General features: G+C 37.2%; 24 protein-coding genes and 1 tRNA gene. 21 read left to right on the top strand and 4 right to left on the bottom strand.

What is annotated here, in order from left to right:
- On the bottom strand, positions 1-1,024 hold a 1,024-nt coding region (locus Q0625_RS12695), incomplete at its 3' end, for a S1 RNA-binding domain-containing protein (RefSeq protein WP_298827990.1).
- A gap of 273 nt (positions 1,025-1,297) precedes the next feature.
- On the opposite strand from Q0625_RS12695, the gene Q0625_RS12690 reads away from it, so the two are divergent.
- Complete coding sequence (locus Q0625_RS12690; protein WP_298827987.1) at positions 1,298-2,365, top strand: hypothetical protein; 1,068 nt, start codon at positions 1,298-1,300, stop codon at positions 2,363-2,365.
- A gap of 486 nt (positions 2,366-2,851) precedes the next feature.
- Here the strand turns inward: Q0625_RS12690 and Q0625_RS12685 are convergent, their stop codons facing one another.
- Both Q0625_RS12685 and Q0625_RS12680 read right to left on the bottom strand, forming a co-directional pair.
- Positions 2,852-3,307 carry a hypothetical protein gene (locus Q0625_RS12685; protein ID WP_298827985.1) on the bottom strand — a complete coding sequence of 152 codons (456 nt, stop codon included), beginning with the start codon at positions 3,305-3,307 and terminating at the stop codon, positions 2,852-2,854.
- 20 nt (positions 3,308-3,327) lie between these two features.
- Positions 3,328-4,278 (bottom strand): helix-turn-helix transcriptional regulator, encoded by a 951-nt coding sequence (locus tag Q0625_RS12680; RefSeq protein ID WP_298827983.1) that lies wholly within the window; start codon positions 4,276-4,278, stop codon positions 3,328-3,330.
- Between the two features lie 32 nt (positions 4,279-4,310).
- On the opposite strand from Q0625_RS12680, the gene Q0625_RS12675 reads away from it, so the two are divergent.
- Complete coding sequence (locus Q0625_RS12675) at positions 4,311-4,646, top strand: hypothetical protein (RefSeq protein ID WP_298827980.1); 336 nt, start codon at positions 4,311-4,313, stop codon at positions 4,644-4,646.
- Here Q0625_RS12675 and Q0625_RS12670 read toward each other — a convergent pair.
- Complete coding sequence (locus Q0625_RS12670; protein ID WP_298827977.1) at positions 4,621-5,307, bottom strand: hypothetical protein; 687 nt, start codon at positions 5,305-5,307, stop codon at positions 4,621-4,623. The two genes, Q0625_RS12675 and Q0625_RS12670, sit on opposite strands and share 26 nt — an antisense overlap.
- Before the next feature lie 182 nt (positions 5,308-5,489).
- On the opposite strand from Q0625_RS12670, the gene Q0625_RS12665 reads away from it, so the two are divergent.
- The 19 genes from Q0625_RS12665 (at position 5,490) to Q0625_RS12575 (ending at position 15,554) form a co-directional block, all read left to right on the top strand.
- A complete protein-coding gene (locus tag Q0625_RS12665; RefSeq protein ID WP_298827974.1) occupies positions 5,490-5,720 on the top strand; it encodes a hypothetical protein in 231 nt (76 codons plus the stop codon).
- A gap of 3 nt (positions 5,721-5,723) precedes the next feature.
- Positions 5,724-5,966 carry a hypothetical protein gene (locus Q0625_RS12660; RefSeq protein ID WP_298827971.1) on the top strand — a complete coding sequence of 81 codons (243 nt, stop codon included), beginning with the start codon at positions 5,724-5,726 and terminating at the stop codon, positions 5,964-5,966.
- 53 nt (positions 5,967-6,019) lie between these two features.
- Positions 6,020-6,235, top strand: a complete 216-nt coding sequence (locus Q0625_RS12655; protein ID WP_298827968.1) for a hypothetical protein — start codon at positions 6,020-6,022, stop codon at positions 6,233-6,235.
- The gene (locus Q0625_RS12650) at positions 6,232-6,609 is read left to right on the top strand and encodes a hypothetical protein (protein WP_298827965.1); all 378 of its coding nucleotides are present in this window, start codon (positions 6,232-6,234) and stop codon (positions 6,607-6,609) included. Before Q0625_RS12655 ends, Q0625_RS12650 begins: the two co-directional genes overlap by 4 nt.
- A 2-nt stretch (positions 6,610-6,611) precedes the next feature.
- Positions 6,612-6,863 (top strand): hypothetical protein, encoded by a 252-nt coding sequence (locus Q0625_RS12645; protein WP_298827962.1) that lies wholly within the window; start codon positions 6,612-6,614, stop codon positions 6,861-6,863.
- A gap of 22 nt (positions 6,864-6,885) precedes the next feature.
- Positions 6,886-7,770, top strand: coding sequence for a DUF1351 domain-containing protein (locus tag Q0625_RS12640; RefSeq protein WP_298827960.1), 885 nt, complete (start codon positions 6,886-6,888; stop codon positions 7,768-7,770).
- Positions 7,767-8,480 (top strand): phage recombination protein Bet, encoded by a 714-nt coding sequence (bet, locus tag Q0625_RS12635; protein ID WP_298827957.1) that lies wholly within the window; start codon positions 7,767-7,769, stop codon positions 8,478-8,480. The genes Q0625_RS12640 and bet overlap by 4 nt, the downstream gene beginning before the upstream one ends.
- Before the next feature lie 2 nt (positions 8,481-8,482).
- Positions 8,483-8,701, top strand: a complete 219-nt coding sequence (locus Q0625_RS12630) for a hypothetical protein (protein WP_298827954.1) — start codon at positions 8,483-8,485, stop codon at positions 8,699-8,701.
- A complete protein-coding gene (locus Q0625_RS12625) occupies positions 8,692-9,327 on the top strand; it encodes an MBL fold metallo-hydrolase (protein WP_298827951.1) in 636 nt (211 codons plus the stop codon). The genes Q0625_RS12630 and Q0625_RS12625 overlap by 10 nt, the downstream gene beginning before the upstream one ends.
- A 12-nt stretch (positions 9,328-9,339) precedes the next feature.
- Complete coding sequence (locus Q0625_RS12620) at positions 9,340-9,618, top strand: hypothetical protein (protein WP_298827948.1); 279 nt, start codon at positions 9,340-9,342, stop codon at positions 9,616-9,618.
- Positions 9,618-10,082: a DUF3127 domain-containing protein gene (locus tag Q0625_RS12615; RefSeq protein WP_298827945.1), complete on the top strand. Its 465-nt coding sequence runs from the start codon at positions 9,618-9,620 to the stop codon at positions 10,080-10,082. Before Q0625_RS12620 ends, Q0625_RS12615 begins: the two co-directional genes overlap by 1 nt.
- Positions 10,083-10,103: 21 nt before the next feature.
- Positions 10,104-10,526, top strand: a complete 423-nt coding sequence (locus Q0625_RS12610) for a hypothetical protein (protein ID WP_298827942.1) — start codon at positions 10,104-10,106, stop codon at positions 10,524-10,526.
- A gap of 5 nt (positions 10,527-10,531) precedes the next feature.
- Positions 10,532-10,765 carry a hypothetical protein gene (locus Q0625_RS12605; RefSeq protein WP_298827940.1) on the top strand — a complete coding sequence of 78 codons (234 nt, stop codon included), beginning with the start codon at positions 10,532-10,534 and terminating at the stop codon, positions 10,763-10,765.
- Positions 10,766-10,770: 5 nt separating this feature from the next.
- The gene (locus Q0625_RS12600) at positions 10,771-11,319 is read left to right on the top strand and encodes a hypothetical protein (RefSeq protein ID WP_298827937.1); all 549 of its coding nucleotides are present in this window, start codon (positions 10,771-10,773) and stop codon (positions 11,317-11,319) included.
- Positions 11,316-11,606: a hypothetical protein gene (locus Q0625_RS12595; protein WP_298827934.1), complete on the top strand. Its 291-nt coding sequence runs from the start codon at positions 11,316-11,318 to the stop codon at positions 11,604-11,606. Before Q0625_RS12600 ends, Q0625_RS12595 begins: the two co-directional genes overlap by 4 nt.
- Before the next feature lie 9 nt (positions 11,607-11,615).
- A tRNA-Ala gene (locus Q0625_RS12590) sits at positions 11,616-11,730 on the top strand.
- Between the two features lie 148 nt (positions 11,731-11,878).
- On the top strand, positions 11,879-12,307 hold the full coding sequence (locus Q0625_RS12585) for a hypothetical protein (protein ID WP_298827931.1): 429 nt from the start codon (positions 11,879-11,881) through the stop codon (positions 12,305-12,307).
- Between the two features lie 100 nt (positions 12,308-12,407).
- A complete protein-coding gene (locus tag Q0625_RS12580; protein WP_298827929.1) occupies positions 12,408-13,166 on the top strand; it encodes a hypothetical protein in 759 nt (252 codons plus the stop codon).
- Between the two features lie 129 nt (positions 13,167-13,295).
- Positions 13,296-15,554 (top strand): DNA methyltransferase, encoded by a 2,259-nt coding sequence (locus Q0625_RS12575; protein ID WP_298827926.1) that lies wholly within the window; start codon positions 13,296-13,298, stop codon positions 15,552-15,554.
- Positions 15,555-15,631 lie beyond the last annotated feature (77 nt).

Below are 15,631 nucleotides of genomic sequence, written 5' to 3'. Positions count from 1 at the left end.
AACGCAAGTGAGTACTCCAAGACATTTCAGAAACGTGGATAAGACCTTCTACACCGTCAGCTACTTCTACGAAAGCACCGTAGTCAGCGATTACCACTACTTTACCTTTTACTTTGTCACCTACTTTAAGGTCATCAGAAAGGGCTTCCCATGGGTGTTTTTGAAGTTGTTTCAATCCTAATTGGATACGAGACTTGTTGTCATCGAAGTCAAGGATAACCACATTGATCTTTTGGTCAAGTTCCAATACTTCGGTAGGATGGTTGATACGAGACCAAGAAAGGTCGGTGATATGGATAAGACCATCTACCCCTCCAAGGTCTACGAATACACCGTAAGAAGTGATATTCTTCACTACTCCTTCGAGTACTTGTCCTTTTTCGAGCTGACCGATGATTTCGCGTTTTTGTTCTTCTATATCCGCTTCGATAAGTGCTTTGTGAGATACTACAACGTTCTTGAATTCGTGGTTGATTTTTACCACTTTGAACTCCATAGTCTTATTTACAAATTGGTCGTAGTCGCGGATAGGTTTTACGTCTATCTGAGAACCTGGTAAGAAGGCTTCGATACCGAATACATCTACAATCATACCTCCTTTGGTTCTGCACTTTACGAAACCATTTACGATTTCACCGCTTTCAAAGGCAGCATTGACTCTGTCCCATGCTTTGATAGTACGTGCTTTTTTGTGAGAGAGAACGAGTTGGCCAGTTTTGTCCTCACGGATATCTACCAATACCTCTACTTTGTCACCTACCTTTAGGTTAGGGTTGTAGCGGAATTCATTGAGGGAGATTACTCCTTCGCTCTTAGCGTTGATGTCAATGATTGCCTCACGGTCAGTAAGGTGAGTTACGGTACCGATTACAAGCTCATCGGCTTGGGTATCCACGAAGTTTTCTTTTACAAGGCGTTCGAATTCATCCAATTTGTTTTGGTCTACTTGGTCAATACCTTGTTCGTACTTAGTCCAGTTGAAGTTGTCCAACTGTTCTTGTTGTTCTTTTGTAATTTCAGCCATTGCTGATTAATAAAATTTAGCTATGTGATAGGCCAAGGGCGAGGAGCGCGGATCACATAGTTTAGTGATACATAATTATTCAATAAAATAATCTTTCCCTTGTGAAGCTCAAAAGATTTTGCAAAGGTACGATTTAATTTTGGGATGACAAAATAAAAAACAACTTTTGTTGCTTTGATTTATGTGTTAAAAAAATGCATTATTTATTGTTGGGTCGAGAAAAAAATGTATTTTTGCCACGATAATTAGAATTGTAAATTAAATATTTTTAAGATGAGAAAAATTGTTTTATTATTAGTAGCAACCACCCTTTCACTGGTAGGTTGTTCCAAAGGTGAAGATGAGCTAGCCAAATCAGACCTTAGTGCTACTATGAGCGCCCAGCTTGACCCTGTGCTTGATGGGAGTCTCTACCCTTCGGCTGTTTATAGTATGGCTCAGATAAAGACAGTTGATAAGAATACGCTTACCTATTTTGACCTTTCCATAAATAGTGAAACGGATTTTAAAGGGAAAATAAGGGTAACTAATGACAAATTCATTCATGAAACTCTTATTGAAAAGAATTTCCATAAAGGAATGAATAAGGTTTCAGTGAACTTATTGTGGAAGTATGATGATTTTATAAAATTCCAACATCCTGGTATTACACATTTTAGTTTTCAGTTACTTGATCGAGAAGGTAAGTTGGTTACCAATGCCGATGTGGAGGTACCTTACCGAAGTGTGAGCGAGTGTGTTTTCGCTTTGAGACAAGGAAACCAAGTGTTGGATTTTCGACCTTTCTTTGCTTCTTATGTGAATGAAGATAGTAAACTCATCGATACTTTCTTGAGTGAAACCCTAAGGGAACATAATGAAGTGTACAAAGATAGACCTAACCTAAAACTAAGTGGCTGGATGGGCTACCAGGGAGGAGCTGATTATGCAGACCTACAAGTAATAGCTATTGTAGCACAACTGATACGAAAAGGAATGGAGTATAGCAATATTACCGATACCAGCAATGCAGCTACCAAAGTATATAGCCAAAATGTACGCTTTATCAACGAAACACTGGCACTAAAGAATGCAAACTGCGTGGATGGTAGTGTGCTTCTGGCAAGTATTTTGGAAAAAATAGGTATTCGCTGTTTCTTAGTGGCTATCCCAGGACATATGTATATGGCTTATAGCAGAACAGGGAAGACAGAACCTATCTCTGGAGATATACAATATGTAGAGACAACCTTAATAGGATCGGGAAATCTTCAGAGGATTTTTGGAGAGAAGAATGATTCAGAGCAAAAGTTTATAGGGATCAAAACCGCACGAGGATTAGGGATAAAACCTATTCAATAACAAGAAACATTATAAAATCTAAAAAAATAACGCCCTGAGAATCAGGGCGTTATTTTTGTGACCTCGACAGGATTCAAACCTGTAACCTTCTGAGCCGTAATCGTAAAGGATAAAAATCTTCACTTTGTAACTTCTTTAAAATCAATAATTTAAAAATGAACTTTTAGCGGAAATGCTGCATATTCCTGCTTTTTACCTTGACGGCAATAAACGATGTAGGTAATTGGTTTATAGTGATTTATAAGGATTTTTGAAATAGGCTTACTATGCCTTTTTTTACGTATTTCAGAGTTTAGTCATATGGTTTTATCCGAGCTTGTTTGCTTTGTTATTTTTTGTAACTTTGTGCTTTAAAAAGTAACTTATGAGCTATAAATCAAAATCAGAGGAAGTGTTAGAAATTGCCTTTTCTACGCTTATATTTAGTATATCCTTTTTGTGCCTTGTTATATCTATATTAGCTATTATTAGTTTTTTTGAAAAGCACTAAAAAGAGATTGATGTTTCCTTTCTATTGTTTTTAGAATAATCATCCTCCCATAATAGAAATATAATAGGATTTCTTTTATCTGTCCCATATAAAACAATGGTGACAAAAAGGCTTTCACCACTACCAAGAATAGCATAAGGGAGCTTTCTTTGCTCATTTATGACTATTTTCCCATCTTCACCTAATCCATTCCAATCTATACGGACGTTTTTTGCAGGTGAATTACCTATATTAGTCATTATTATTTTTCGGTGTCCTCCTTCTGTATTCTCAACTTTTAGGACTAAGTTTGCTTTTGAATAGCTGTCTATTTGATACTTATTGATAATTTCCTGCTGTTTGTTCAACTTTTTGTTGATGAAATATGACCATATAGCCACACCAAGCGACAAAAAGAATGTCAGTATATCTACAATAGTAATGTGTATATCAAAGAAAAAGTCAAAATTCATTTTTCAATATGGTTTAAGGTTTAATACGCTATCCGCTCCACGATAGCAGTGGCTACCACTTGATAGAACTCTATTATATAATCTTGAGGTATTGTCTCTGTTTGATAGGGAGGGTCATTGTATTCAGGCAAAGGAGCAGGTACAAGCTCGATAAATCCCTTTTCTTTTGCCCTCCTTACTAATTTAACAGTACGCAAGTTATTTCGCATAACAACAGCATATACCTCATTGGTAGGAAAGTAGGTTTGCCAATCTTCTACTTTTCTTAAGCCTATGATAGAGCCGCTTTTGATACGTTGGGATATAGAGTTTCCTATGAGGTTACAGGCTAATTCTGCACGCTTGAAATCAGGAATGGTGATGAAAAAAGAGGGCTTGTGTTGGGAAAATAATTCCTCAGAACTCCAACCTCCCGCAAAATCTACATCATAATAAGGCACAAGTACATCTTTAGACATCTCATTAGTGATGAGTATAGGAATTTCTGTACGCTCTCTTTCTTCGTCCTCATCTCTGTTTTCGTATTCCAACTCTACCTTCTCAAAGAACCCTTCTAAGATGCGTCTTACCTTCTTAGGCATTTCCTTTTCCCCACTATCGTATAAGCGGAGGTCTTTCACAGATATTTGAGTATATTCGTTTATGTCTTGAAGGGATAATCCGTATTTGTTGCGCTCTGTTCTTAGGTAGCTTTCTTCCTCCTCCTCATCTGGCACAACTTCTTCTATCTGTGGAATGAGCATGGAGCCTTCACCAGTGAGTATTTTTGCCTTATCAAAACCATATAGACTGACTAATTTATCAGCCATGTTTTTTCCCACAGACTTTTTCCCATTCATTAAGTTAGACACGTACGACTGAGACACCCCTAAGTCTTTTATTATTTCTGACTGCTCTTTTCCAAGTTTAGAAAAAGCCTCCTTAAGATATAAGTTTATATAACCATTTTGGTTATCTGAATTATTTTTCATACCTTTGTGCTTTAATTAAAAATTCGTTTATTATGAATAATAGGCATTATGAACTAAGGAAATGGTTGATCCTTAAAACCAATAATATAGAGAATGCAAAACATTTGTACAATCTCATAAAGGACTTTAACAAGGATGATATAGAACTTTATCAATCTCTTTTTGATGGGAACCATAACACCACCATTGAAAAAATGGATTTTGTAAGAAAACCTATCAATGATGTAGAGGAACTTCAAAATGAATTAGACAGATATAAGAAACTTATACGAGATTTGAAAGAAGATAAAGTATCAGGAGCACTTCCTTTAAAAATGGGTGACTCATATATCTATAAAAAGTCTATTCTTGATAATTTTGAATTATAAGTTTTCTTAAATTTTCAAGAAAACCTCTTATTTCATCTTCTTTTCCATAGTTATTTATCCAAATAGACAAATGATTATAATATATCAAAGCATTTCCCCTTCCTATTTCTATATCACGTTGAACTAACACCTGCAAACTGTTTATTAACACTTCTTTTAATAAAGGAAAGTCTTTTGCTTTTAGCAGATATAGGATCATCTTTAACCTATAAAAAACAAACTCTTCATCATATTGATTAAGATCTGCTTTATTGTTGTTTATATACTTAACAAGGCTATATAATTCTCCAAATATAAATCTTTCAAATCCTTCAAAATTAGCTTCATAAAACTGTAATCTTTCTTCTATGCTATTATTATGGTTATCTAAGTACTTTTTATCTTCTTTAATGGCTTCTTTTATGTTTTCGACCTCATTAAAAACATTTTCCCTTATCTCTATAATTTGTTCTGAAACCATTTTATTATGAGCCTTGTTATCAATAATAGTCCAAATCTGAAAGCCCACTAAAAAGGTAACAATTATCCCCATAGTTGCAGCCATAACCCTAAAGCTATCCCATGTAAAAGGGCTAAATCTTAGCCAAAAAGATAGCCAAGTACCTACACTTATCACGATAGCCAACAGCCCTAACCAGTTCTTTCTTAGAAAATTTTTCATCACATCTATTTAAAAATCAATAGATTAAAAACTTTAACATTATTTATAACCAAAATAGTTATACAAAAGATTGTTTTATAACCAAAATAGTTATACCTTTGCATCGTCGAAATGTAACAACAAATGTTCTACATTTTTACGATACAAAGATAATAATAAAAATGTAAACAACAATGAATAAAATGAATAAAGTAAAAAAAAGGCATAAAGTTACGGGCAAGCTCTCTGAGACTATCGCAGAAGAGATACTATCTAATAATAAGTTAAGCCTTCAAATAGCCCTTGAAATGGATAAGACACAGATAGCTATACAAAATTCTGCAAGGCGTAGAAGTGATACATTACTCAATGTAAGACTAATGCCTTTATATGAGAGTTATGGCTATTTCTTAGAAGATATAAAAAACGAATAAATCATGAATAATACCGAGCTAAAAAGACACCTCAAAAGAAAATTAGAGCGAGTAACATTGCTCAAATTGTCCTTAGAGGGTACAGTTAGAGAATTAGCAAGCGAGATTGTTAGCCTTAACGAAGAACTTGCCCTTGTGGAAGGGGGCAAGTCTTCAATCAAAATGAAAGAACCCGTTGATATATCAGAATATGCAACTAAATTTTACGCTGAATTTGAAAGAGCACGACAAAACAGCGACCTATAAAAAAAGCCCCGCTGGCATGCGAGGCGTATGTATAACAAACAAAATTTTTAACGATGGCAAAGATACTTCAAAAAATTTTCTCTTGCAAGCAAAAGCCAAAAAAAGTGCAAGATACAGAACTACAAGTGATTGACGGCTATTTGTGCTACAACAAGCGCCGTTACAGTGAGCTAACAAACAAGCAAAAAGAAGCGTATAGCGACTGCTTAGCACTACACTCCTTACAAGAACTCCTTAAAGAATCACAACTTAGATACGTATTGAGATGAGAACAATGACAAATACCGAATTTGAGCGAGTACTCAACGAAGAACGCAAGCAATGTTATTATTACAGCGACTTGTTGGACTTGCGAGAAGATAGTCAAAGGTCTTTCAGTTGTGAATTTATCACAGAAGATGATTACCCTGATGATTGGTATTGCACTATCTATTACGATGTAACAACCCATTGCGAGGGCAATAATAATGCAAGCTGCCACAGTGTAGAGATACAGCATATATACATCAACTTCCAAGAGGTTAAGGCTACTGAAATGCAAGAAAACGTATTAACAACGGTACTCACCAACCGAGCTAATGAAGAATTTCAGTTTAAAGATACTGATATACACCCCGATTATGCAACTTCTAAAATGTGGTAAATATGAAAACATCCGTAGAAAAAGGCAAATGCTATGAGATAGGCGATTGGCTCGTACAGATTGACAGAATAGACGAGCGATTTATATGGTGCTTTGGCGCTGATAGCGATAGAGTGATAGGGTTTTTAGCCCTCCCTATTGATAGCCAAGTAACCCGTGAAGTACCTATTAACGACTATATCAAGTGTATAGATGACGCAAGACAGAATATAGCAGCTGAGTTTCGTGAGAGACTAAGCCAGTATGAAGAATAATAACAAATAAAATTATATCAAAATGAATGAGAATTTAATCACAGTACAACAACTCCCTGTGATCGTCTATGAGCGATTGGAGAGCGTTGGACAAGAAATTGACAAGCGTATCGCAGCGCTCGATTTAGACAAACAACTCGTAACAGAGGACACCAAAAAAGCAGTTAAGGACACAAGAGCAATGCTCAATAAAGAGTTGAAAGACTTTGAAGAGCAGCGCAAACGCATCAAAGAGCAAGTAGTAGCACCTTATGAGGCTTTTGAGAAGGCATATAAAACCTTTATCAAAGAAAAGTACGAGAAAGCCGATGGCATTCTTAAGGTGAAAATTGACGAGTTCGACAGAAAGCTAAAAGCAGACAAAGAAGCACGTATCAGGGCTTATTTTACAGAACTCTGTCAAGCGAATAATATTGACTTTCTCCCTTTTGAAAGGCTTGGTTTAAAGATAGGTTTGAGTGATTCAGACAAGAGCTTGAAAGACATCGTAAACACTAACATTGACAACGTGGTTAAAAGCCTTGAATTTATTGAAAGCCTAACAGACCCCGACGAATATAAGGCGGAGATTCTCGCTGATTACAAGCAAACCCTTGATGTAATGATTGCGATAAATAACGCAAAGTATCGCAAACAGCAACGAGAAGCTGAATTAGCACGTATCGAGGCGCAAAAAGCAGCAGCCGAGCAAGCAAGGTTAGCCGCTGAAGCAAAGGCAAAAGAAGTGGCACCGCTACAAGCGCCGCAAGAAGTGAAAAGTGAAGAACGAATAGTGAAAAATGAAGCGGTGCCAGCCCCTCAAGAAGAAATACTACATTATACCCTTGGCGTGAGCGGTACAAGGGCACAACTTAGGGCATTACGTCAATTCTTAGAAACAAATAACATTAATTACAATATACAATGAGTACAGCAGTAACTAACGCAAAAAATCCCGTTATAGAGTATGAGGTAGCGGGTGAAAATGTAAGACTATCTTACCAAATTATCCGAGATTACCTAACCAAGGGTAACGGAGCAGTAACAGACCAAGACCTTATGCAGTTTATGAGTGTCTGCAAGTTCAATAAGCTAAATCCTTTTCTTAATGAAGCCTACCTTATCAAGTTTGGTAATACTCCTGCTCAGATGATTGTCAGCAAAGAGGCATTAATGAAAAGAGCTGAAGCTAATGAGTCCTATGCAGGATTAGAAGCAGGGCTTATCTTAATGAGAAGTGGAGAACTAATAGAAGTAGAAGGAAATTTCTACTTACAATCAGATGAGATATTAGGAGCGTGGGCAAAAGTATATCGTAAGGATAGAATTAAGCCTTTTGTTGCAAAGGTAACCATTGCTGAATATGATAAAAAACAGAGCAATTGGAATGACAAAAAAGCGACAATGATTGCTAAAGTAGCCAAAGTACAAGCATTGAGAGAAGCCTTTCCTGTACAACTTGGAGCAATGTACACTTCAGAAGAACAAGGTATCAGTGAGAATAGAGGGCGTGAGGTTACAGATGCTGTTATCATCGAGCAAAACGAGCCTACCGAAGTAGCAAGTCAAGAAGAGCCAGTAACTCCTGCCCCTGCTCCTTCAGAAGGCCCTAAACAAGTTGATTTTAAAACCTTGTAAGTATGAAAACAAGTTATTTTACCCTTGGACAATCGCACGTATATCGTCTTAATGGACAAACCTTAGACCGTGATTGTGTGATTAAGATAACAGCCGAAAATCCAAGAGAAGTAATGGTTGAGTACTTTGGCTTAGGGTGGGCTTTTGAATATGATGAACGCCCTGAAATGAGATACTTCCCACGTGGTGTATATAACCTAACTAACAACAAATGGGAATAGCAAAAGTCATTATTTCAGGTAGCGAGGGTAACGCCGTGATATACAACAATGCAATAATGGTAGATTGCGGCGTTTCTCTCAAAGCCTTACAAGAAGTAAAACGTTCCTTAAAAATAGTGCTCCTAACTCACAAGCACAGCGATCATCTAAAAATACGCACCTTGCAGCGGTTACAAGCTGAAAGACCAACCTTGCGGGTAGCTTGCGGTGATTTCCTCTTAGAGGAGTTACCTTGTATCAAGAATATAGATGTATTGCAAGTGGGGAAGATATACAATTACGGAGCGTTCAAGGTATCACCAATTAAGCTGTACCACGATGTACCTAATTTTGGTTGGCGGATCTTCCTACCCAACGGACAAAAGATATTCCACGCTACCGACACAGTACATTTAGAAGGTATCACTGCTAAAGGTTACGACCTCTATGCTATTGAGCATAATTACTGCGAGGAGTATATACAAGAAGCAATAGAGGAAGCACGAGCCAACGGAGAATATACCCACGCTTACGGCAATATCAATACACACCTTAGCATACAGCAGGCACGTGCGTTTATTGAGGCAAACAGAAAGGAAAGCAGCGAGGTTTTAGAGCTGCATAAAAGTAGAAGTTTTTATAAGTAAAAATTAAATAAAATGAGTAAGAAAATTAAAAACGGAGAACAACCTGTAACTCCTAATTCATTATTAGTTTGTGATGACGGAGAAATAATAATAGCAAATGATTCTCTTATGGATAGATATCCATCAGATACAATTCATTGCATAGGAATAACCAAGCGTGAACAAATAGCGATAGAAGCTGCAAAAGCTATGTTAAGTAAGGGTAATGAAAGTATATACATAGTTGCAGGTAAAGCAGTATTATTTGCTGATGCTTTATTAGAAAAACTTGAAAAACAACAAGCAAAATAATGGAAATACAAGGACGAATAAAACAGATATTCCCCTCTCAGATGATAGGACAAAACGGCTTTGAGAAAAGGGATTTGGTAATAGTAACGGAGGAGCAATACCCGCAAACCATCATCATTCAATTTACCCAGCAGCGTTGCGACTTACTCAATAATCTACAAGTGGGGCAAAATGTAAAGGTATATATCAATATACGAGGGAGAGAATGGACAAACCCACAAGGAGAGACCAAGTACTTTAACACGATTGAAGGTTGGAAAATTGAGGTGATACAGACTACTAATGTAGCCAATCAGCAGCCCGTACAGCAGGCACCACAGCAACCAGTAACACAATCAACGCCTGCATCTCCTCCACAGAGAGCACCACAGCAGGTACAACAACCGCAGCTCTTTGATAACCATGGAAGAGAGCCGAACCCTGCGATATTAGACAATCAGGAAGATGATGGATTACCTTTTTAGTAACTTAAAAATAAAGAAAAAATGAAAGAAAAAATACTTGAAACAAAAGTTTATGAAGCAGAGGATGGTACTCAATTTGACTCTGAAGAGAAATGCTTGGAATATGAGAAAAAATTAAAAGACATCTCATATTTTAGGTCAAATGTAAGTCCCGATTTAACTGAAACGGGACTTCCTCAAGAAACAATTCTTTTTGCTGTACACTCTAAGTACTTTAAGAAAGAAATGTGTATTCAATGGTTAATAAAAAACAGAAAAAATATCATTGAATATGTGCAAGGTAGTGTTTATGGAATCTGTCCTAATTGGACTATACCAATTCCTATAACAAAAGAAGATTGGAATAAAGATAAGAAAAGTGAAAAAATCTTTATTTATAGTTGTGACAAAATTGAGATAGAAGGCTATCCTGAACCCATTTGTATAACAGATTTAAATATTTAAAAAAAATGAAAAAGTATGTAATTAAATTCGAGCATGTGGAAGAAAGTACTTACACAGCTATTGTAGAAGCTAACAGCTACGAAGAAGCGATGGATATTTTTGAAGAAAGTCCATTTGAATGTATTGAAGAAGAGGAACCCAACTCAGTACAAGGGCTTACGTATCATGTCAGTGAAGTAACCGAAAATGGAGAGGTTGTTTATAAAAATGATAGAAAAGTAATTGCAGAATATCAATAATGCCTATGAAAACAATATTTAAAGAAGGAATGGAGGTTTGGGATAAAACAATATCACCGAACAAAGGAAAAGTAATAGAGGTTTTAGAGGATACAAATTTTGACTTTCCTATTAAGGTTGAATTTGACGACGGATTAAAAATTCAATACACTAATGAAGGTTGCTTTGTAAAAAGCAAAGGAGCAATCAATACATTGTCCACTGTGGATTATTCTATAGAACTTGAAGGCTTTGAACAAAAAGCACCTGTACCAACTTTTGAGGAAGCGGAAGACTGGGCAAAAAGGGAGTTTGCAAAAGGAAATATCTTTTTAATGAGTAAAGATGTTTTAGAAGCCCTTAGAAAACTTGTTATCCTTAGAGACTATTACAATGAGGGTTGGCAACCAAAAAATTATAGTTATGTACATATTATAACTACAAGAAATGGAGAACTTGTAAGAGATTGTTTAATGGGAGATTTTAGAGTGTTATATTTTGAATCAATGGAAATCAGGAACACGTTTTTTGAAGACCAAAGAGAACTATTAGAAATAGCAAAACCTTTATTATGATGAGAAAAATAGAAAGAACAGAATTAGATAGCTATGAAGTCTATATATTAGGCTTAACTATTTTAGGAATAAATACAGAAGATGAAGAAAAAATTGATGAAGATTATTTCTATGATGCTTTTGTAAATAAAGGCATTGAAATTGATTTTGGTAGTTTTAAAGAAATCGTTTGTAGGTTATTTCCTTTGATTGATGTAGCTAAATCACCCTTAACAAAGAAAATATATAAAGGATTTTCTAAGGACAAAGAAGGGTTTAAAGAATGGTTAATTAAAGAGGAAATGTAATAATGATAAAAGCAAGTGGCGAAATTGGAAGCCGCTCCGTTTGGTTGACGGGATTAGGATACGTTCGAGTCGTACGTTCGCTTTGGCTTGCGACTAAATGCAGGTTCGAGTCCTGCCTTGCTTTCAAAAAATAATAACAATGAAAAAGATACAATTAATAACGATAATAGTATGCTTGTTTTTAGATTTTTTACTAATCATTAGTAAAGACTACATTAGAGCAACTCACGCTATGGTAACAGCTATATTCCTTTCATTAATGCTAAAAGACGATGAAGAAGATAACAATCCCCACTACCGTTAAAGATGGCAAGCTGGTAGGTAACCGAGAAATGGTAACTCGTGCGATTGGCTCCTTTGAGGGCTTGCCTATCAACCTAACCATTGAAAGGCGTAGCAAGAAAAGAAGTAATGAGCAAAATGCCTTCTATTGGGCTTGTTGGATACCACTCATACAGACCGCTATTTATAACGAGTGGGGGGAGTTATATAATCCTAATGAAGTGCATACGCTGTTAAAGACAACTTGTAACTATGAAGAGCGTGTCAATCCTGCCACTGGGGAGGTGGTAAGAGTGCCTAAGAGCAGCACCAAGCTGACCACTTACGAATGGGAAAAGGAGTTTAAGCAACAAATCAGGCAGCTATGTATGGACTTTTTCGGATTAGATTTGCCTGAACCAATAAGCGATGAGGAATAACCAATTTTCACCCCTCATTAAGCAAGGTAAAAAATCATTCCTAACTATCTAAAAACCAACGCAAAAAAGTAAATAAGCAAGATTTAAAGTAAAATAAGCAATGAAAGAAACCGTTAATCGTTTTGAGGAGGAAATTATCACTACCTCCAACCTATCTGAGATGAAGGATAAGTACTTAGCTGAGACGCTTTACCGAAAATGGCCTGAGAATTTCGTAGATGAAAGCACTGGGGAGTTAGTCAATATAGAACGAAAAGAGATAATCTTTGACCGTGGTACATTCTTAGACCATCACAACTTAGAGGAAATTAATTTTTTCATACAGAGCGGGGATATTTCCAAAGTAAAAGTAAGCAATGTAAAGAGACAAGCTACTTTAGTGAATGGTAACGCCGCTGTATGGGTCACTGTGGTTAAGCTCCAAGGAAAGAAACAGACCTTTTACCTCTACGCTAACAGTGTAGATACAGCCATGCAGATACTCACTGACTACATAGAGCAGCGCTACGAGGGATCGTTTGAAGTAGTATCTCTTAAGGAGCAGGAGTACCTGTATATCGTAACCTTAGCCAAGGAATTAGAGGAGGAACGCAAGGTAAATTACTATATCGTTGAAATGGAGATTAAGTCGGATGGTTATACACGTCCTTATGAAAAGTTCTTAGTAAAAGCCATTAATGCCGAGGAGACCAAACCACTATGTATTGCCTTTTTTGATCGTATAATGAAGGAGAATGACAAGGTAATACCTTACACAATGACGCTGCTATCGGCAAAGGTAATGAAGATAGAAGCCGTAATTGACCACGCCTTTTGCCATGAATATATAGTAAGACCAGAGGAGGAGGAAAGTTATTAGTTTCTTTAGAAGGACACCCCGATAGGCAAGCCCGCACGTTCGAGCCGTGAGCGGGGGCTATAATAACCGATTTGAGAGGAGATTGAGTGCGCATAAATCTTTTTTTAAATCTCTAATTTCAAATCAAAAATGAACGAGTATCAAGAGTTTTTAAAATCAAAGGAGCGAAAACCTATAGCGGCTGGCTTTGAGGTATCAGAGCAGCAGCTTAATAGCAACCTCTTTGACTTCCAACGTTACATCGTTGGTAAGGCCCTAAGAATGGGGCGTTATGCAGTCTTTGCCGATTGTGGATTGGGAAAGACCCTCATGCAATTGGAATGGGCACACCAAGTAAGTGAGCATACAGGCAAACCTGTACTTATTCTTTGCCCCTTAGCAGTAGCAGGGCAAACGATACAGGAAGGGCAAAAGTTTGGTATTAAGGTAGAAAAGTACCACGATAAAGAACCGCTGCAAGGGGTGTATATCTGTAACTACGAGCAGTTGGATAACATAGATACGAGCCAATTCGTGGGCGTGGTGCTTGATGAGAGTTCAATACTGAAGAACTTCACTGGGAAGTATAAAAATGCTCTCATTGAGAAGTTTAAAGAAACACCTTATAAGCTGTGCTGTACGGCCACTCCAAGCCCAAACGACCTTAACGAGATAGGCAACCACTCCGAGTTTCTCAATGTGTTAGATGCCCAGGACATGCGTGCTAAGTGGTTCGTGAGAGATGAGGGAATGAACAACTACCGATTGAAGGGCCATGCAACTCGTGATTTCTATGGTTGGATAAGTTCGTGGGCTACTATGCTAACCAAGCCTTCAGATATTGGTTTTACAGCCGAAGGGTATGAGCTTCCTAAACTCAATTATATAGAGCGACAGATACAAACCCAAAAGAAAGATAATGGCAAACTCTTCAATGATGTATCAGTAAGTGCTACAGAGTTCAATAAGGAACTTAGGATTACCCTATTACCACGCCTTGAAGTAGTGGCTGAGATCGTTAATAACTCCGATGAAACTTTCATCATTTGGGTTAATCAGAATGAGGAAGAAAAGAAAGTATTAGAGCTTATTCCTGATGCCGTGGCAGTGAATGGAAGTGAAAAGACTGAAACCAAGGAAAAGAAATTACTTGGCTTTGCCAATGGAGAATTTAGAGTACTGGTAACGAAAAAGAAAATAGCCCAATTCGGCATGAACTTTCAAAATTGCCACAATCAGATATTTGCCAGTTTAGATTTCTCTTTTGAAAGTCTCTATCAAGCCATAAGACGTTCCTACCGATTTGGACAAACACACGAAGTAAATATCTACCTAATAACAACTGACACTATGGAAAATGTAAGGTTATCAATTGATAAGAAAGAACGACAATTCAAAGAAATGCAGGCCCAAATGAACAAGTTTATAAATGGTGATGCTTTTGGGTTGCTCAACTCCTATGAGTTCAAGGAGGTGAAGACAAACAAATATTGGCTCATGAAAGGTGATAGCTGCATAGAGATTAAGCGTATCCCTGACAATTCCGTTGATTTAATCATATTTAGCCCTCCGTTTAGCTCCTTATTTACCTACTCCAACTACATACACGACATGGGGAATAATGAGAGCCACGAGGAGTTTTTCAAACAATATACGTTCCTCTTGCACGATTTGTACCGTATCCTTAAACCAGGGAGATTAATGGTTTGCCACACCAAGGATTTGGCTGTATATAAGAACTCAAGCGGCTACACGGGGTTGTATGACTTTACAGGAGATCACCATAGGGCCGTCGAAGCAGTCGGATTTAAATACCACTCAAAGATAAATATCTGGACGGATCCTGTACTTGAGATGCAACGAACAAAAACGCAACGACTATTATACAAACAGCTTCGCAAGGATAGTAGTTATACAGGGGTGGGATTACCCGAATATGTTACCATATTCCGTAAGTGGGAAGGTAATGAGGAAGATTGGACACCGATTAACAATAAGAACCAAGATAATTTCCCTTTAGATGTTTGGCAGCAATGGGCATCTCCTGTGTGGAATGTGGAAAAGAGCGATATAGAGCAGCTTAATGCAATCATGGAGGACTACCGAGTTAATACATGGATGGACATTAAGAGGACGGACGTACTGAACAATTCAGAGGGTACAGACTTAGGAGATGAAAAGCATATAGCCCCTTTGCAACTATCAGTCATCAAACGTTGCGTACAGATGTGGAGCAATCCAGGAGAAACGGTATTTACTCCTTTCTTAGGAATAGGCAGCGAGGTATATAAAGCTATTGAGTTGGGCCGTTACGGAATAGGAATAGAACTCAAGGACAAATACTTTGAAACCGCTGTTAAGAATGCAAGGAGAATGACAGAAAAGCAACTACAATTATCATTATTCTAAATACTCATTCATTCTTTGTCTTATGCCCTCGCTTGTACTTGGCGTGTAATGTTAAGGAGAGGGCTTAGGGCAAAGTT

This window comes from uncultured Capnocytophaga sp. (assembly GCF_938029845.1).
In the GTDB taxonomy this organism is placed as follows: Bacteria; Bacteroidota; Bacteroidia; order Flavobacteriales; family Flavobacteriaceae; genus Capnocytophaga.
The sequence above is the reverse complement of the archived record's forward strand: the minus strand, read 5'-3'. Positions and strand labels throughout refer to the sequence as shown.

What these genes read in the sequence shown, in the direction of transcription:
- Q0625_RS12690 (WP_298827987.1), top strand. Translation starts at nt 1,298, where the DNA reads ATGAGAAAAATTGTTTTATTATTAGTAGCAACCACCCTTTCACTGGTA.
- Q0625_RS12685 (WP_298827985.1), bottom strand. Translation starts at nt 3,307, where the DNA reads ATGAATTTTGACTTTTTCTTTGATATACACATTACTATTGTAGATATA.
- Q0625_RS12680 (WP_298827983.1), bottom strand. Translation starts at nt 4,278, where the DNA reads ATGAAAAATAATTCAGATAACCAAAATGGTTATATAAACTTATATCTT.
- Q0625_RS12675 (WP_298827980.1), top strand. Translation starts at nt 4,311, where the DNA reads ATGAATAATAGGCATTATGAACTAAGGAAATGGTTGATCCTTAAAACC.
- Q0625_RS12670 (WP_298827977.1), bottom strand. Translation starts at nt 5,307, where the DNA reads ATGAAAAATTTTCTAAGAAAGAACTGGTTAGGGCTGTTGGCTATCGTG.
- Q0625_RS12665 (WP_298827974.1), top strand. Translation starts at nt 5,490, where the DNA reads ATGAATAAAGTAAAAAAAAGGCATAAAGTTACGGGCAAGCTCTCTGAG.
- Q0625_RS12660 (WP_298827971.1), top strand. Translation starts at nt 5,724, where the DNA reads ATGAATAATACCGAGCTAAAAAGACACCTCAAAAGAAAATTAGAGCGA.
- Q0625_RS12655 (WP_298827968.1), top strand. Translation starts at nt 6,020, where the DNA reads ATGGCAAAGATACTTCAAAAAATTTTCTCTTGCAAGCAAAAGCCAAAA.
- Q0625_RS12650 (WP_298827965.1), top strand. Translation starts at nt 6,232, where the DNA reads ATGAGAACAATGACAAATACCGAATTTGAGCGAGTACTCAACGAAGAA.
- Q0625_RS12645 (WP_298827962.1), top strand. Translation starts at nt 6,612, where the DNA reads ATGAAAACATCCGTAGAAAAAGGCAAATGCTATGAGATAGGCGATTGG.
- Q0625_RS12640 (WP_298827960.1), top strand. Translation starts at nt 6,886, where the DNA reads ATGAATGAGAATTTAATCACAGTACAACAACTCCCTGTGATCGTCTAT.
- bet (WP_298827957.1), top strand. Translation starts at nt 7,767, where the DNA reads ATGAGTACAGCAGTAACTAACGCAAAAAATCCCGTTATAGAGTATGAG.
- Q0625_RS12630 (WP_298827954.1), top strand. Translation starts at nt 8,483, where the DNA reads ATGAAAACAAGTTATTTTACCCTTGGACAATCGCACGTATATCGTCTT.
- Q0625_RS12625 (WP_298827951.1), top strand. Translation starts at nt 8,692, where the DNA reads ATGGGAATAGCAAAAGTCATTATTTCAGGTAGCGAGGGTAACGCCGTG.
- Q0625_RS12620 (WP_298827948.1), top strand. Translation starts at nt 9,340, where the DNA reads ATGAGTAAGAAAATTAAAAACGGAGAACAACCTGTAACTCCTAATTCA.
- Q0625_RS12615 (WP_298827945.1), top strand. Translation starts at nt 9,618, where the DNA reads ATGGAAATACAAGGACGAATAAAACAGATATTCCCCTCTCAGATGATA.
- Q0625_RS12610 (WP_298827942.1), top strand. Translation starts at nt 10,104, where the DNA reads ATGAAAGAAAAAATACTTGAAACAAAAGTTTATGAAGCAGAGGATGGT.
- Q0625_RS12605 (WP_298827940.1), top strand. Translation starts at nt 10,532, where the DNA reads ATGAAAAAGTATGTAATTAAATTCGAGCATGTGGAAGAAAGTACTTAC.
- Q0625_RS12600 (WP_298827937.1), top strand. Translation starts at nt 10,771, where the DNA reads ATGAAAACAATATTTAAAGAAGGAATGGAGGTTTGGGATAAAACAATA.
- Q0625_RS12595 (WP_298827934.1), top strand. Translation starts at nt 11,316, where the DNA reads ATGATGAGAAAAATAGAAAGAACAGAATTAGATAGCTATGAAGTCTAT.
- Q0625_RS12585 (WP_298827931.1), top strand. Translation starts at nt 11,879, where the DNA reads ATGAAGAAGATAACAATCCCCACTACCGTTAAAGATGGCAAGCTGGTA.
- Q0625_RS12580 (WP_298827929.1), top strand. Translation starts at nt 12,408, where the DNA reads ATGAAAGAAACCGTTAATCGTTTTGAGGAGGAAATTATCACTACCTCC.
- Q0625_RS12575 (WP_298827926.1), top strand. Translation starts at nt 13,296, where the DNA reads ATGAACGAGTATCAAGAGTTTTTAAAATCAAAGGAGCGAAAACCTATA.